The organism is Paraburkholderia sp. RHO2 (assembly GCF_050955445.1).
In the GTDB taxonomy this organism is placed as follows: Bacteria; Actinomycetota; Actinomycetes; order Mycobacteriales; family Mycobacteriaceae; genus Prescottella; species Prescottella agglutinans_A.
The window spans coordinates 4,479,033-4,493,280 of record NZ_CP162617.1 but is presented as its reverse complement, the minus strand read 5'-3'; the positions used below and the strand labels follow the sequence as shown (position 1 = coordinate 4,493,280).

The following is a 14,248-nucleotide window of genomic DNA, read 5'->3' as shown; positions in this document are numbered from 1 at the left end:
CCGATTCGAGGTGTTCATGACATCTGTACAGGGTCATTGTGATTCGGCGTTCGACGGTGTCCGCGAGGTGTTCGAGGAGAGCTTCGGGGACGGGCAGAACCTGGGCGCCGCGGTGGCGGTGTTCGCCGACGGCCGCCCCGTCGTGGACCTGTGGGGCGGGGTCGCCGACCGGAAGACCGGACGTGAGTGGGCGTGGGACACCCCGTGCGTGGTGTTCTCGTGCACCAAGGCGGTGACGACGGCGGCGGCGCTGCTGCTGGCCGAGCGCGGCTACGTCACGCTCGACGAGCCCGTCGCCTGGTGGTGGCCGGAGTTCGCGGAGAACGGCAAGGCCGACGTCACCGTCGAGCATGTGCTCGCCCACCAAGCCGGGCTACCGGCGTTCGACGGTCCGGTGTCAGTGGCGGAGGCGGCCGATCCGGTGGCGATGGCGGAGCGGCTCGCCCGCCAGGCCCCGGAGTGGGAACCCGGGACGGCGCACGGGTATCACGCGCTCACATTCGGGTGGCTGGTAGGCGAACTGGTGCGGCGGCACACCGGGATGACGGTGGGACGGTTCGTGCGCCAGGAGTTCGGCTCGGACCTGTGGATCGGGGCGCCGCCCGGGACGATCGCGCGGGCGGCGCGGATCGCCGTCCCGCGGCGCGGGGAGCCGGCGTCGCCGCTCACCGACATCGCGACCCAGACTCGCATCGGTGCCGCGTACGCGCAGGCGGGTTCGCTGCTGTTCCGGGCGACCACCAATCCGGCTGCGTCATACAACGATCCGGCGCTGCTCGGTGGCGGCTGGCCGGCGGCGGGCATGGTCACGACGGCTCGCGGGCTGGCCCAGTTCTACCGTGACCTGGTGCACGGGGTGACGCTGCGAGGTGTGACGCTGCGCAGCGCGCTGCGCGAACGCGGCCGAGGGCCGGACCGGGTGCTGCTGACCGACAGCGCGTACGGCCTCGGATTCATGCTCCCCGCACAGAGTTTCGAGCTACCGGAGGTGGCCCGTGCGACCGCGTTCGGACATCCGGGTGCCGGTGGCGCCGTCGGATTGGGCGATCTGGCGCACGGCCTCGCGTTCGCGTTCGTCCCGAATCTCAAGCGCGACTACTTCGCCGGTGACCGTCGCGCCTATCGCCTGATCGAGGCGGCCTACGCCGCGATCGGGTGAAACGGCCTGTTTCAGAACGGGTTCGCGGCCCGTCCCACCAGGTCGGCGACCGACTCGAGCACGAGCGTCGGTCGGTAGGGAAACGTCTCGACGGTCTCGCGGGTGGAGATACCGCTGAGCACCAGGATGGTCTGCAGGCCGGCCTCGAGCCCCGACACGACGTCGGTGTCCATCCGGTCGCCGATCATCAGGGTGTTCTCCGAGTGCGCTCCGATCGCACGCAGCGCCGATCGCATCATCAGCGGGTTCGGCTTGCCCACGTAGTACGGTTCGCGGCCGGTGGCCCGGGTGATGAGTGCGGCAACCGAACCCGTGGCGGGCAACGACCCCTCACGGGACGGTCCGGTCGCGTCCGGGTTGGTGGCGATGAACCGCGCGCCCCGCTCGACCAGTCGGATCGCCGTGGTGATCGCCTCGAACGAGTAGGTGCGGGTCTCGCCGAGCACGACGTAGTCCGGGTCGTTGTCGGTGAGGACGTAGCCGATCTCGTGCAGCGCCGTCGTCAGGCCGGATTCGCCCACCACGTACGCACTTCCGCCGGGGCGCTGGTTCTTCAGGAACGTCGCGGTGGCGAGCGCCGACGTCCAGATCGCCTGTTCGGGGATGTCGAGACCGCTGCGCAGCAGTCGGGCGCGCAGGTCCCGCGGCGTGCGGATGGAGTTGTTCGTCAACACGATGAAGGGGGTGCCGGCCTCCTGCAATTCGGACAGGAAGGCGTCGGCGCCGGGAATGATGTGTTCCTCGTGGACCAGCACCCCGTCCATGTCCATGAGATAGGCCCAGCCGGGGTTCTGCGCGTCGGTACTCACGACCCCAGTATCCGTCACGCGCCGATCGCCGGCCCGATCACCGCCCACGAATCCCGCATCTCCGCCTCGAACAGGCCCCACGAGTGGCTGCCCTGATTGCGGTAGACGACCGTGGCGGGGATCCCGAGCGAGCGCAGGCGCGCGTCCATCACTGCGGTGCAGCCCTGCGTGATCGCCTCGACCACTCCGCCGCCGATCGCCTGCGGGATGGTCAGGAGCGGATTGTGGTCGTCGATCGGTCCGGGCACACCGGACGCAGCGGACAGGTACAACGCCTTGCCGCGCAACCGTTCCGCCTGCACGACCGGATCGTGCTGGACCCACAGCGGACCGCCGCCCGGCCCCCACATGTTGGCCGCGTTGGCCCCGCCGCGCAGTTCGACCATCGAGCGGACGATGGCCTGCCCGTTGGGGTCACTGGTCTGCGCGCACCCGCTGTACGAGCCGACGGCACGGTAGGCGTCGGGCGCCTGGATCGCGAGGTCGAGCACCGGCCCGGCGCCCATCGACACGCCGCCGATCGCGTTGACGCCGGTGGTGCCGAACTGCCGGTCGATCACGGGCGGCAGTTCGCGGGTGAGGAAGGTCTGCCACTTGTTGCGGCCCAGGACCGGGTCGTCGGCCACCCAGTCGGTGTACATCGAGAATCGGCCGCCCACCGGCAGTACCACGTTGACGTGCTTGTCCGCGAAGAACTGCGCGACCTTCGTGTTGTTGAACCACGAGATACCGTCCTCGCCGCCGCCGATCCCGGTGAGGAGGTAGAACGTGGGTGCGGGGCCCCCGCCTACCGGGTGGATGACGTCGCTGGTGACCACCCGATCCATGGACGGCGAGTACACCGATATCCGGGTCACGCGGTCGCTCACCTGGACGATGCCCGCGACGTTCGACGGTGCGGCATGCGCGGTGAGCGCGGTACCGACCATCGAGGCCACGGTCATCCCGACGAGGACGAGCGAACGGAGGATCCGGCGTGCCGCCCCACCGACCGTCGTTCCGGAGCTTCTCATCGCGCACCTCCGGCCGAGTTGGCCTGAATTGCTTTCCGGCTGAGTGAAGCTCAGCACAGCATATCCGCGGGCCGTTGGGCGGGGAGCGGATCGCGCACGCGGCGGCCCCGTGTGTCGACAATCCAGCCCGTTGAGTCTTGGATGTCTGTATGGATGGCAATCGAATCCCGGATCCGGTACGTGTGATGGCCGGATTCGTCGCGCTGCTCGGCGACGGCGCGCGGCTCGTGGCGACCACGACGCTGGACGTGGCGTCGCGGTTGCCCGTCGTCGGGGACGGCCTTGCGGCGCTCGATGCGCGAGGTGCCGAGACGCTGCGGGTGGCCGACGCCGTCACCGATCGGCTGCTGCGGGCGGTCGTTCGCCGCGTGGTGGCGGCCGCATTGGCGGAGGTCGACATCACGACGGTGGTGCGCGATCACGTCGACCTCGATGCGATTGCCGAGGGCATCGACGTCGAGCGGATCGTCGACCGGGTGGACGTCGAGCACATCGTCGACCGGGTCGACGTGGATGCGATCGCGGCCCGGGTGGACATCGCGCCGATCCTCGATCGCGTGGACGTCAACGACGTCGCCGGCCGAGTGGACGTCGAGCGGATCGTCGACCGGGTCGATATCGGGCGGATCGTCGACCGGGTCGATATCGACGCGATCGCCGCGAAGGTGGACGTGGACGCGGTAATCGAACGGATCGACCTGGTGGGGCTGTCCAACGAGGTCATCGACGGCGTCGATCTGCCCCGGATCATCCGGGAATCCACCAGTTCGATGTCGACCGAGGCGGTGCGAGGCGCGCGCACGCAGGGCATGGCGGCCGACGACGCCGTCGCGGGCTTCGTCGGGCGTCTGTTCGGTCGCGACGGCGGTGACTCATGACCGATCTTCGGCAGTCGCGCCCGGCTCGCCGTCCCGCCGGGATCGTCACCCGCGGTCTCGCGGCACTCATCGACATCGGTGTCGTGCTGTTCCTGATGGGCATGATCTACGCGGGGCTCGTCTTCGGTCGGTTGTTGTTCTCGCCGCAGGAGTTTCGCTTCCCGCACACGCAGCTTCTGCTGTCGGTCACCACCTTCCTCGGGCTGTCGGTGCTCTACCTGACGGTGTGCTGGGCCACCAGCGGACGATCGGTCGGCGCCGTCGCGATGGGGCTGCGTCTGGTCAGTCGCGACGGACGACTGGTCCGGCTGCCGCGGTGCGCGGTTCGTGCGGTGCTCTGTGTGCTCTTCGGATTCGGACTGTTCTGGGCCGCTGTCGATGCACGCCGCAGATCCCTGCAGGACATCCTGCTGCGAACGTCCGTCGTCTACGACTGGACTCCCGCCCCGGATCTCGTCGAACACGATCTCGTGCATCCCACCGACCTCGACCGCTGAGACGGGGCTACAGCCCGCGAGTGACGCGGGGCATACTCGAAGCCAATCGAATCAGGTAGACGATCGGAGAACCGGTGGTACAGGGACTGAAGTTGGGATTGAAGGCGTCCGCGGAGCAGTTCGGACCGCGCGACCTGGTCGAGCTGGGCGTGATGGCCGAGGAGCACGGCCTCGACAGCGTCACCGTCAGCGACCACTTCCAGCCCTGGCGGCACAACGGCGGCCACGCACCGTTCTCGATCGCGTGGATGACGGCGGTCGGGGAGCGCACCCAGCGGCTGCAGCTCGGCACGTCGGTGATGACCCCGACGTTCCGCTACAACCCGGCGGTGGTGGCGCAGGCGTTCGCGACGATGGGCTGCTTGTACCCGGGACGCGTCATGCTCGGTGTCGGCACCGGCGAGGCGCTCAACGAGATCGCGACCGGTTTCCAGGGCGAATGGCCGGAGTTCAAGGAGCGGTTCGCGCGGCTGCGCGAGTCGGTGCAGCTGATGCGTGACCTGTGGACCGGCGACCGGGTGGATTTCGAGGGCGAGTACTACAGCACCAAGGGCGCGTCGATCTACGACGTCCCCGAGGGCGGCATCCCGGTCTACATCGCAGCCGGCGGGCCCGTCGTCGCCCGCTACGCGGGCCGCGCGGGTGACGGCTTCATCTGCACGTCCGGCAAGGGCATGGACCTGTACACCGAGAAGCTGATCCCGGCGGTGAAGGAGGGCGCCGAGAAGACGGCGCGGAACTTCGCCGACATCGACCGGATGATCGAGATCAAGATCTCGTACGACACCGACCCCGAGGCGGCGCTGGAGAACACCCGGTTCTGGGCGCCGCTGTCGCTGACGCCTGAGCAGAAACACAGCATCGAGGACCCGATCGAGATGGAGGCCGCGGCCGACGCGTTGCCCATCGAGCAGGTCGCCAAGCGCTGGATCGTCTCGTCCGATCCGGACGAGGCCGTCGCGATGATCAAGCCGTACCTCGACGCGGGCCTCAACCACCTGGTGTTCCACGCGCCCGGTCACGACCAGAAGCGGTTCCTCGACCTCTTCGAGCGCGACCTCGCGCCGCGCCTGCGCGCGCTGGCCTGACGGCGGCCGACGCCTGTTCGCGCGGGACCTCCATCTAGGCTCGTTCCCATGGAAGCCAGCGAGGAAGTCCGGGCCGCGGCACGCCGAATCGGCGAGGTATTCGGTGTGCCGCCGCAGGTGTTGCGGTTCCGTGCGGCGGTCGACGCAGACGGGGACGGTGAGGAGCCGCACGAGGTGTCGATCGCGGTCGGCGACGGCTGCCCCGGCCCGGGCTACGCGTCCTACGCGACCCTGGACATGGCCCGGTTCCCGACGAACGTCACCACCGAGGACGGACGGCCGATCCGCACCGAGCTGATCACCGTCGGGCGGGCCGGCTACCGGCTGCTCTCCGACGTCCTGGCCCAGTGCGCGTTCCAGGTCGCGTCCGGATCGCTGCACGTCACCCCGAACACGATCGTTCCCAACGCCGTTCACGCGGTCGATCCGGGCCGGTCCACCCGGCACGTGCTGCTGGTGGTCCCGTTCATCTGGTCCACACTCGAGATCCTCGTCGAACGGGACGAGGACGTGAGCACCTGGTTGCAGGCGGTGCCGATCACCGACTCCGAGCTGCAGTTCGCTTCCCGGTTCGGCACCGACGAGCTGTTTACGCGACTCGAGTCGGCGGGCGCCGACGTGTCCGACATCGACCGCGCCTCGGTGGTCTGATCCGGCTCAGCGGCGGGCGAGCGCGAACATCCGGATCTCCCGGTCAGTGCGTCCCTGGTAGACGGCGTAGGCGCCGGCCAGCTCGACGAACTGCTTGTACAGCCGTTCCTTCTCCTCGCCGGTGACCTGGGTGGCCAGGACCGGGATGTCGCGTCCGGCCATCGTCACGCTCGCCTCGGGCTGCGCCAGCAGGTTCGACGTCCACGCCGGGTGATGATCCTGGCCGAAGTTGCTGCCCACGACCACCAGGCGATCCCCGTCGCGGAGGTACAGCAGCGGGCTGGTGCGACGCTGCCCGGACTTGCGGCCGACGGTGTTGAGCAGGACGGTCGGTGCCCCGATCGGGCCGAGCACCGTGAACCGGCCCTTGCTGCGCTCGAGGAGTCGCCGGTCCACGCCCGCGAGCCGGCGGATGGTCCACGAACCCAGCCTGGTCGACGCGAACGCGATGCCGGGCCGGCGCAGAACGCTGTTCTCCGAACCCCAGCGGACGTCCGGGAATGACGATTCGCTCATGGACGCCGATTATGCGCGATCGTCACTAGGCTGTCGCTCATGGTGGATTCGGGGAGCGTGTCGAGCGTCTACATCGCCTCACCCGAGGGGGACACCGGCAAGTCCACGGTGGCCCTGGGCGTGTTGCAGATGCTGTGCGCGTCGACCGCCCGGGTGGGGGTGTTCCGCCCCATCGCGCGGTCGACCGACGAGACCGACCACATCCTGGAACTGCTGATCGACCACACCACCGCCGACCTCAGCTACGACCAGTGCATGGGCGTGACGTACGAGCAGGTGCACGCCGACCCGGACGGGGCGCTCAGCGAGATCGTGTCCCGGTACCACCAGGTGGCCGAGGAGTGCGACGCCGTCGTCATCGTCGGCAGCGACTACACCGACGTTGCCAGCCCCAGCGAACTGGGCTACAACGCGCGCATCGCCGCCAACCTCGAGGCTCCGGTGCTGCTGACGTTGCGCGGCGCCCACCGCAGCCCCCGTGAGGTGACCCAGCTCGCGAACCTGTGCATCGCGGAACTCGCTGCGCAGCACGCACATCTGGTCGCGATCGTGGTGAACCGCTGTGATCCGGATCGGCTGGAGGAATACGCCGCCGCACCGGAAGCGGCCGGAGTGCCGGTATGGAGCCTGCCGGAGATCCCGCTGCTGATCGCGCCGACGATCGCCGAGTTGCTGGCGGCTGTCGACGGCGAACTGTACTGCGGTGACACGGCGTTGCTGCAGCGTGAGGCGCTGGACGTGACCGTCGGCGCGATGACCGCCGAGCACATCCTCGAACGGATCACCGAGGGGTCGCTCGTGATCGTGCCGGGAGACCGGTCCGACGTTCTGCTCGCCCTCGTCAACGCGCATGATGCGCAGGGCTTCCCGTCGCTGTCGGGCATCGTCATGAGCGGCGGGATCGAGCCGCACCGATCGGTGGCGCGTCTGATCGCCGGTCTGAGCCCGCGGCTGCCGATGCTGGCCACGCACTTCGATTCCTTCGACACCGCCAACATCGCGGCGCAGACTCGCGGCCGCCTCTCGGTGGGCTCGCTGCGCAAGATCGACACCGCGCTCGCTCTCATGGAGCGGAGGGTGCACGCGCCGACGCTCATCGAACGGCTGCGCGTGGAGTTGCCGTCGGTGGTCACGCCGCAGATGTTCGAGTACCAGTTGCTCGATCGGGCTCGGGCCGAACGCAAGCGGATCGTACTGCCGGAGGGGGACGACGACCGGATCCTGCGCGCGGCAGGGCGCCTGCTGCGTCGCCGGGTGGTCGACCTGACGATCCTCGGCGACGAGACCAGCGTCCGCGCCCGCGCCGCCGAGCTCGGTGTGGACCTGTCGTCGGCGACCGTCCTGGACCCGAAGCGGTCGGACTACCTGTCGGAGTTCGCGGCCGAGTACGCGAGGATCCGGGCCCATCGCGGCATGACGATCGAGCGGGCCCGCGAGATCATGGGCGACATCTCGTACTTCGGAACGATGATGGTGTTCAAGGGGATCGCGGACGGTATGGTGTCCGGAGCCGCGCACACCACCGCGCACACGATCCGGCCTTCGCTCGAGATCATCAAGACGCAGCCGGGGGTGTCGACCGTGTCGAGCGTGTTCCTGATGTGTCTCGCCGACCGCGTGCTGGCCTACGGGGACTGCGCGGTCGTACCGGATCCGTCGGCCGAGCAGCTCGCCGACATCGCGATCTCGTCGGCCGAGACCGCGGCCCGGTTCGGAATCGATCCGCGGATCGCGATGCTCTCCTACTCGACGGGTGACTCCGGCACGGGCATCGGTGTCGACAAGGTGCGCACCGCGACCGCGCTGGTGCACGAGCGACGACCGGATCTGTTGGTGGAAGGGCCGATCCAGTACGACGCGGCCGTCGAGCCGACGGTCGCGCACACCAAACTCCCGGACTCGCAGGTGGCGGGGCGGGCGACGGTGTTCGTGTTCCCAGACCTCAACACCGGCAACAACACGTACAAGGCGGTGCAGCGCAGCGCCGGCGCGGTCGCCGTCGGCCCGGTGCTCCAGGGGTTGAACAAACCGGTGAACGACCTGTCCCGCGGTGCGCTGGTGCAGGACATCGTCAACACCGTCGCCATCACCGCGATCCAGGCCCAGGACGTTCCCGTGAAGGTGGTCCAGAAGTGATCGAACCGGTTGTGCTGGTGATTAATTCGGGGTCGTCGTCGATCAAGTTCCAGCTGGTCCATCCGCGCGCGGGCGACGCTGTCGGGTCGGGGCTGGTCGAACGGATCGGAGAGTCGTCGGGCCGCATCGTCTACCACCATCCGGGCGGCGTCGTCGAGCGCGAACTGGTCATCCCCGATCACACGGCGGGCCTGCACGCCGCGGAGGACGTCATCGCCGAGGCCGGACGCTCCCTGAGCGAGTGGGGCGTTGCGGCGGTGGGCCACCGCGTCGTGCACGGCGGGCCGGTGTTCCGGGAGCCGACCGTCGTCGACGACGAGGTCGTCACCGAACTGCGCCGGCTGTCGCCGCTGGCCCCGCTGCACAATCCGCCGAACGTGGTGGGGATCGAGGTGGCGCGTCGACTGCTGCCGGACGTGCCGCACGTCGCGGTGTTCGACACCGCCTACTTCCACACGCTCCCGGAGGCTGCCGCGACCTACGCGATCGACGCGGAGGTGGCGCGCGCGAACGGTGTGCGCCGCTACGGTTTCCACGGCACGTCGCACGAGTACGTCAGCGAGCGGTCCGCCGCCTTCCTGGACCGCGACTACGCCGAGCTGAACCAGATCGTTCTCCACCTCGGGAACGGGGCGTCGGCCGCGGCGATCCGGGGCGGACGCGCCGTCGACACGTCGATGGGGATGACCCCGCTCGAGGGGCTGGTGATGGGCACCCGCAGCGGGGACCTGGATCCCGGCGTAATCCTGCACCTCAACCGCAACGCCGGCATGAAGGGCGACGACCTCGACGATCTCCTCAACCGGCACTCCGGGCTCAAGGGACTGTGCGGGGAGAACGACTTCCGGGCACTTCGGCAGATGGTCGCCGACGGGGACCCTGCGGCCAAGCTCGCGTACGACGTCTACGTGCACCGACTGCGGCGGTACATCGGTGCCTATCTGGTGGAGTTGGGCGGCGTGGACGTCATCACCTTCACCGGCGGGGTAGGGGAACACGATGTGGACCTGCGGCGCGATGCCCTTGCCGGACTGGGCCGTCTCGGTATCGTGGTCGACGACACACGCAACGCGTCGCCGGAGACCGGTGAGCGGCGGATCAGCGCCGACGATTCCACCGTGGAGGTCCTGGTGGTGCCGACCAACGAGGAGCTCGCCATAGCACGCAAGGCGATCGCTCTGGTCTGATTCGCGAAGAGGTGTCACTCGGCGCGGAGGGTCGGGACCTTAGGCCCTCGTCGCGGAACCCTCGGAAGTCCGACTATTCCGGGTATGGTTGCCAACCCCGAGATCGATCTCGCTCCACCAAGAACGCTGACGCCGTCGCGGCCGGCGCCCGCCCGCCGCGGCCTGAAGGGGTCGTTCATCTACAAGATGGTCACGACCACCGATCCCAAGGTGCTCGGGGTCATGTACCTGGTGACCGCGTTCGCGTTCTTCCTCATCGGCGGCCTCATGGCGCTGCTGATGCGGACCGAGTTGGCCATCCCGGGGCTGCAGTTCCTGTCGAACGAGCAGTTCAACCAGCTGTTCACGATGCACGGCACGATCATGCTGCTGCTGTACGCGACCCCGGTCGTGTTCGGCTTCGCGAACTTCCTGGTGCCGCTGCAGATCGGGGCGCCGGACGTCAGCTTCCCGCGGCTGAACTCCCTGAGCTACTGGATGTACCTGTTCGGTGGCCTCATCGCGACGGCCGGCTTCATCACCCCCGGTGGTGCCGCCGACTTCGGGTGGACCGCCTACGTGCCGTTGTCGAACAGCGTGCACGCCCCGGGCGTGGGTGCGGACCTCTGGATCATCGGGTTGGCGCTCGGCGGTGTCGGCACGATCCTCGGTGCGGTCAACTTCATCACCACCATCGTGTGCCTGCGTGCGCCCGGCATGACCATGTTCCGGATGCCGATCTTCACGTGGAACATCCTCATCACGTCGCTGTTGATCCTGCTGGTGTTCCCGCTGCTGGCTGCCGCGTTGATCGGTCTGTGGGTGGACCGACACCTGGGTGCGCACCTGTTCGACCCGGCGACCGGTGGAGTCATGTTGTGGCAGCACCTGTTCTGGTTCTTCGGTCACCCCGAGGTGTACGTCATCGCGCTGCCGTTCTTCGGCATCGTCTCGGAGATCTTCCCGGTCTTCTCGCGTAAGCCGATCTTCGGCTACAGCGGCCTGGTCTACGCCACCATGGGCATCGCGGCCCTGTCGATCGCCGTGTGGGCGCACCACATGTACGCCACCGGTGCGGTTCTGCTGCCGTTCTTCTCCTTCATGACGTTCCTCATCGCGGTCCCGACCGGTGTGAAGTTCTTCAACTGGATCGGCACGATGTGGCGCGGCCAGCTCACGTTCGAATCGCCGATGCTGTTCGCAGTCGGCTTCCTCGTGACGTTCCTCTTCGGCGGCCTGTCCGGTGTGCTGCTGGCGAGCCCGCCGCTCGACTTCCACGTCACCGACACCTATTTCGTGGTGGCGCACTTCCACTACGTGCTCTTCGGCACCATCGTGTTCGCCACCTACGCGGGCATCTACTTCTGGTTCCCGAAGATGACCGGACGCATGATGGACGAGCGCCTGGCGCGGTGGCACTTCTGGACCACGCTCATCGGCTTCCACATGACGTTCCTGGTCCAGCACTGGCTCGGTGCGTCGGGCATGCCGCGCCGGTACGCGGACTACCTGCCCACCGACGGGTTCACCACGCTGAACACGATCTCGACGGTCGGCTCGTTCCTGCTCGGTGCCTCGACGCTGCCGTTCCTGTGGAACGTCTTCAAGAGCTACCGCTACGGCGAGGTCGTCAAGGTCGACGACCCGTGGGGCTACGGCAACTCGCTCGAGTGGGCCACCAGCTGCCCGCCGCCGCGCCACAACTTCACCGAGCTGCCCCGGATCCGTTCGGAGCGTCCGGCATTCGAGCTGCACTACCCGCACATGGTCGAGCGCATGCGCGCCGAGGCGCACGTGGGCCTCGGACACCGCGACGCCAAGGCCGTCGAGCTCGAGCAGACCACCAAGGTGTGACGATGGACGACGGCACGCGGTACCGCGACTGGATGACCCACGCCCCGAGCGGGGCCGCCCGCCCCGAGCCTGGACGGATGCTGGCGCCACTGCTCACCGTGGCGCTGACGCTGGCGACACCGTTGGTGCTGTCGATCCCGGTGGCGGCCGTGTTGATCCTCGCGGCCCTCGCGTGGCTCGGAGCGCGAATCCAGGAGCCCGGCAGCGGGAGTCGTCGCGGTGCGACACTCAGAACAGGCTACGCGGACGCACCGCGTTCGCGAGGTCCACGAGCGTGTAGCGGTGGGTCGCGGTAGGCGCGCCGCGCGCCATCGCTCGTAGCGCGGACTCGGTGCCCGCGCGCAGGCCGCGCTCGGTGAAGGGGACACCGAGCAGCGGCTCGCGTGCAGTGGTGGGGGCGTGCCCGGCGAGTAGCCACTGCAGTGCCGTTCCGAGAACCACCGTCCGCATCTGCGGTCCGCGGATCTCGGTACGGGGCAGTGCTTCTACCCGCCGGGCACACTCGCGAATCGTCTCCTCGGTGATGTCGCCGATCGGCCGCACCGATAGGTACGTCAGGACCGCGGTCATGCGGGCGGCGGCGTAGCTGCGGGAGGCGACCGGGACCTGGTCCAGGGCGGCGACGGCGCCGTGGACGTCCCCGTCGGCGGCGAGCCGGCGGGCCAGCCCGAACGCGGCGCTCACGATGTTCCGGTCCATCCGCCACACCCGCCGGTAGAACTCGAGCGCCGGCAGGCGCCAACGGTCGATGCCGGGTTCCGTGCTGTGCTCGAGGAGCAGTTCGGCGGCGGCGGCCATCGCCAGCTGCGGGGAGACCTCGCCCGGCAGGGCCGTGTGGACGTTGTCGAACGACATGTAGGCGGCGGCCAACTCGTTGACGATCAGTGCGGCTATGCCCCGGTACCATTCGATTCGCCAGTCGTTCGGATTGGCCGCCGCCAACGGGCGCAGCAGTCGACGCGCAGCGTCCGCGTCTCCGAGATCGAGGTGCGCCCGTACCTCGGCGAGAAGCAGTTCCAGCGATTCCGGGGTGTCCTGGTCGCGACTCTCACGGGCCCGGTTGAGCACGTCGAGCATCAGCTGCGGGTCGCTGTGTGCGGCCGAGTTCACCACCGGCGCTCCGGGATCGTCCGGGTCGACCAGCGGCACCGCGAGGGCCAGGGCCACCTTCTGCGGATTCAGGGTCCGGTCGCGTTCGATACCGTCGGCGAAAACGTCGGTCTGCTCGACGAACTCGTCCGCTCCGAAGACCGCGCGTTGGCGGGTGAAGACGGTCGAGAGAATCGGGTGTTCCTCGTCGGTCTGGAGCGAAACGATCTCGCGCAGTACGCCACTGAGCTGTCCCGCCATCTCGGTTGCAGATCGGAACCGCCGGTCCGGGTCGGAGGCGGTGGCCCGAAGCAGCAGCCGGCGGTAGGAGTCGTACCGGGCGAGCAACGGCGCCTGCGCCGGCGTCGGCAGCCCGTCGACGTAGCGCCCGTTCGCGCTCGGCAGGTCGAGCGTGAGAACCGCGAGAGTTCTTCCGACGGTGTAGATGTCGGACGCGACGGTGGGACCGGTCTCGGTGATCTCCGGCGCCTGGAACCCGGGGGTGCCGTACAGGTAGCCGTAGCTCTCGAGCGGTGCCACGGCACCCAGGTCGATCAGCTTGAGTTGAACGTCGGTGACCATGATGTTGTCGGGCTTGAGGTCGTTGTAGGCCAGGCCCATCGAGTGCAGGTACTCCAGGGCGGGCAGGATCTCGAGAATGTAGGCGATGGCCTGTTCGACCGGCAGGCGCTCGGGACGCTTGTACGCGGCGAGGATGTCGCGCAGGGAGCTTCCGCCCACGTACTCCATCACCAGGTAGCCGGCGGCAGGGGAACCTTCCTTCTGGTACTCGACGAAGTTGTAGATCTCCACGATGCCCGGGTGGCGCACCTCGGCGAGGAACTGACGTTCCGCAGCAGCGATCGCCCGCGCCTCGGCGTCGCCGAGTTGCATCAGACCCTTGAGGACCACCCAGCGGTTGTCGACGTTGCGGTCGATCGCCAGGTAGATCCAGCCCAGACCCCCGTGCGCGATACACCCCTGCACCTCGTACTGGCCGGCGATCACCGTGCCGGGGGACAGCAGCGGGGAGAACTCGAACCGGGCCCCGCAGTGCGGGCAGATCCCCGAGGTGGCGCCGGGGCGGTCCTTCGTCGATCGGCCGACCGGCTTGTTGCACCTCCAGCAGAACCGCTTGCGTTCGGCTACCTGCGGATTCTCGAGAATGACCGACTGGGGGGACCGCACCGGAACCGGTGGCACCTCGACCAACCCGCCACCGAGCACACGGCGGGTGCGGATGCGCTGGGTGCGTGCACGGCGTCCGGTGGTGGGCGCGACCTCCTGGGCCGCGGTCGCCATCGGGTCGTCGTCCGGCGTCACGGCCCGGGTACGGGCGATGTCACCGCCGTCGGCAGGGTGGCGTTCCTCGGCGTCCTTACCCGTCATGCA

General features: G+C 68.7%; 12 protein-coding genes. 8 read left to right on the top strand and 4 right to left on the bottom strand.

What is annotated here, in order from left to right:
* The first annotated feature begins 16 nt into the window (after positions 1–16).
* Positions 17–1,159, top strand: a complete 1,143-nt coding sequence (locus ABTV10_RS20995; protein ID WP_499030022.1) for a serine hydrolase domain-containing protein — start codon at positions 17–19, stop codon at positions 1,157–1,159.
* 11 nt (positions 1,160–1,170) lie between these two features.
* Here ABTV10_RS20995 and ABTV10_RS20990 read toward each other — a convergent pair whose 3' ends face one another.
* Both ABTV10_RS20990 and ABTV10_RS20985 read right to left on the bottom strand, forming a co-directional pair.
* Positions 1,171–1,968 (bottom strand): HAD-IIA family hydrolase, encoded by a 798-nt coding sequence (locus tag ABTV10_RS20990; protein WP_499030020.1) that lies wholly within the window; start codon positions 1,966–1,968, stop codon positions 1,171–1,173.
* A gap of 14 nt (positions 1,969–1,982) precedes the next feature.
* Positions 1,983–2,981: an alpha/beta hydrolase gene (locus tag ABTV10_RS20985; RefSeq protein ID WP_499030018.1), complete on the bottom strand. Its 999-nt coding sequence runs from the start codon at positions 2,979–2,981 to the stop codon at positions 1,983–1,985.
* Between the two features lie 149 nt (positions 2,982–3,130).
* On the opposite strand from ABTV10_RS20985, the gene ABTV10_RS20980 reads away from it, so the two are divergent.
* The 4 genes from ABTV10_RS20980 to ABTV10_RS20965 all read left to right on the top strand — a co-directional run bounded on the left by ABTV10_RS20980 (position 3,131) and on the right by ABTV10_RS20965 (position 6,095).
* Positions 3,131–3,859 (top strand): hypothetical protein, encoded by a 729-nt coding sequence (locus ABTV10_RS20980; RefSeq protein ID WP_499030015.1) that lies wholly within the window; start codon positions 3,131–3,133, stop codon positions 3,857–3,859.
* On the top strand, positions 3,856–4,356 hold the full coding sequence (locus ABTV10_RS20975; RefSeq protein ID WP_433607173.1) for an RDD family protein: 501 nt from the start codon (positions 3,856–3,858) through the stop codon (positions 4,354–4,356). Before ABTV10_RS20980 ends, ABTV10_RS20975 begins: the two co-directional genes overlap by 4 nt.
* Positions 4,357–4,448: 92 nt before the next feature.
* Positions 4,449–5,444 carry a glucose-6-phosphate dehydrogenase (coenzyme-F420) gene (fgd, locus tag ABTV10_RS20970; protein ID WP_499030012.1) on the top strand — a complete coding sequence of 332 codons (996 nt, stop codon included), beginning with the start codon at positions 4,449–4,451 and terminating at the stop codon, positions 5,442–5,444.
* A gap of 48 nt (positions 5,445–5,492) precedes the next feature.
* Positions 5,493–6,095, top strand: coding sequence for a suppressor of fused domain protein (locus ABTV10_RS20965; protein WP_499030010.1), 603 nt, complete (start codon positions 5,493–5,495; stop codon positions 6,093–6,095).
* A gap of 6 nt (positions 6,096–6,101) precedes the next feature.
* Here the strand turns inward: ABTV10_RS20965 and ABTV10_RS20960 are convergent, their stop codons facing one another.
* Positions 6,102–6,611, bottom strand: coding sequence for a nitroreductase/quinone reductase family protein (locus ABTV10_RS20960; protein ID WP_499030008.1), 510 nt, complete (start codon positions 6,609–6,611; stop codon positions 6,102–6,104).
* A 39-nt stretch (positions 6,612–6,650) separates the two neighbouring features.
* Between ABTV10_RS20960 and pta the strand changes: the two genes are divergently transcribed.
* The 3 genes from pta to ctaD all read left to right on the top strand — a co-directional run bounded on the left by pta (position 6,651) and on the right by ctaD (position 11,767).
* On the top strand, positions 6,651–8,747 hold the full coding sequence (pta, locus tag ABTV10_RS20955) for a phosphate acetyltransferase (protein ID WP_499030006.1): 2,097 nt from the start codon (positions 6,651–6,653) through the stop codon (positions 8,745–8,747).
* Positions 8,744–9,934: an acetate/propionate family kinase gene (locus ABTV10_RS20950; RefSeq protein ID WP_499030003.1), complete on the top strand. Its 1,191-nt coding sequence runs from the start codon at positions 8,744–8,746 to the stop codon at positions 9,932–9,934. The genes pta and ABTV10_RS20950 overlap by 4 nt, the downstream gene beginning before the upstream one ends.
* Before the next feature lie 84 nt (positions 9,935–10,018).
* The gene (gene ctaD / locus ABTV10_RS20945; RefSeq protein ID WP_499030000.1) at positions 10,019–11,767 is read left to right on the top strand and encodes an aa3-type cytochrome oxidase subunit I; all 1,749 of its coding nucleotides are present in this window, start codon (positions 10,019–10,021) and stop codon (positions 11,765–11,767) included.
* A gap of 228 nt (positions 11,768–11,995) precedes the next feature.
* Here the strand turns inward: ctaD and ABTV10_RS20940 are convergent, their stop codons facing one another.
* Positions 11,996–14,245, bottom strand: a complete 2,250-nt coding sequence (locus ABTV10_RS20940) for a serine/threonine-protein kinase (RefSeq protein ID WP_499029997.1) — start codon at positions 14,243–14,245, stop codon at positions 11,996–11,998.
* Between the last annotated feature and the right edge of the window lie 3 nt (positions 14,246–14,248).

Excerpts from the sequence above, each read along its gene's own strand:
- ABTV10_RS20995 (WP_499030022.1), top strand. The coding sequence starts at position 17 with ATGACATCTGTACAGGGTCATTGTGATTCGGCGTTCGACGGTGTCCGC.
- ABTV10_RS20985 (WP_499030018.1), bottom strand. The coding sequence starts at position 2,981 with ATGAGAAGCTCCGGAACGACGGTCGGTGGGGCGGCACGCCGGATCCTC.
- ABTV10_RS20980 (WP_499030015.1), top strand. The coding sequence starts at position 3,131 with ATGGATGGCAATCGAATCCCGGATCCGGTACGTGTGATGGCCGGATTC.
- ABTV10_RS20975 (WP_433607173.1), top strand. The coding sequence starts at position 3,856 with ATGACCGATCTTCGGCAGTCGCGCCCGGCTCGCCGTCCCGCCGGGATC.
- ABTV10_RS20965 (WP_499030010.1), top strand. The coding sequence starts at position 5,493 with ATGGAAGCCAGCGAGGAAGTCCGGGCCGCGGCACGCCGAATCGGCGAG.
- ABTV10_RS20960 (WP_499030008.1), bottom strand. The coding sequence starts at position 6,611 with ATGAGCGAATCGTCATTCCCGGACGTCCGCTGGGGTTCGGAGAACAGC.
- pta (WP_499030006.1), top strand. The coding sequence starts at position 6,651 with ATGGTGGATTCGGGGAGCGTGTCGAGCGTCTACATCGCCTCACCCGAG.
- ctaD (WP_499030000.1), top strand. The coding sequence starts at position 10,019 with ATGGTTGCCAACCCCGAGATCGATCTCGCTCCACCAAGAACGCTGACG.
- ABTV10_RS20940 (WP_499029997.1), bottom strand. The coding sequence starts at position 14,245 with ATGACGGGTAAGGACGCCGAGGAACGCCACCCTGCCGACGGCGGTGAC.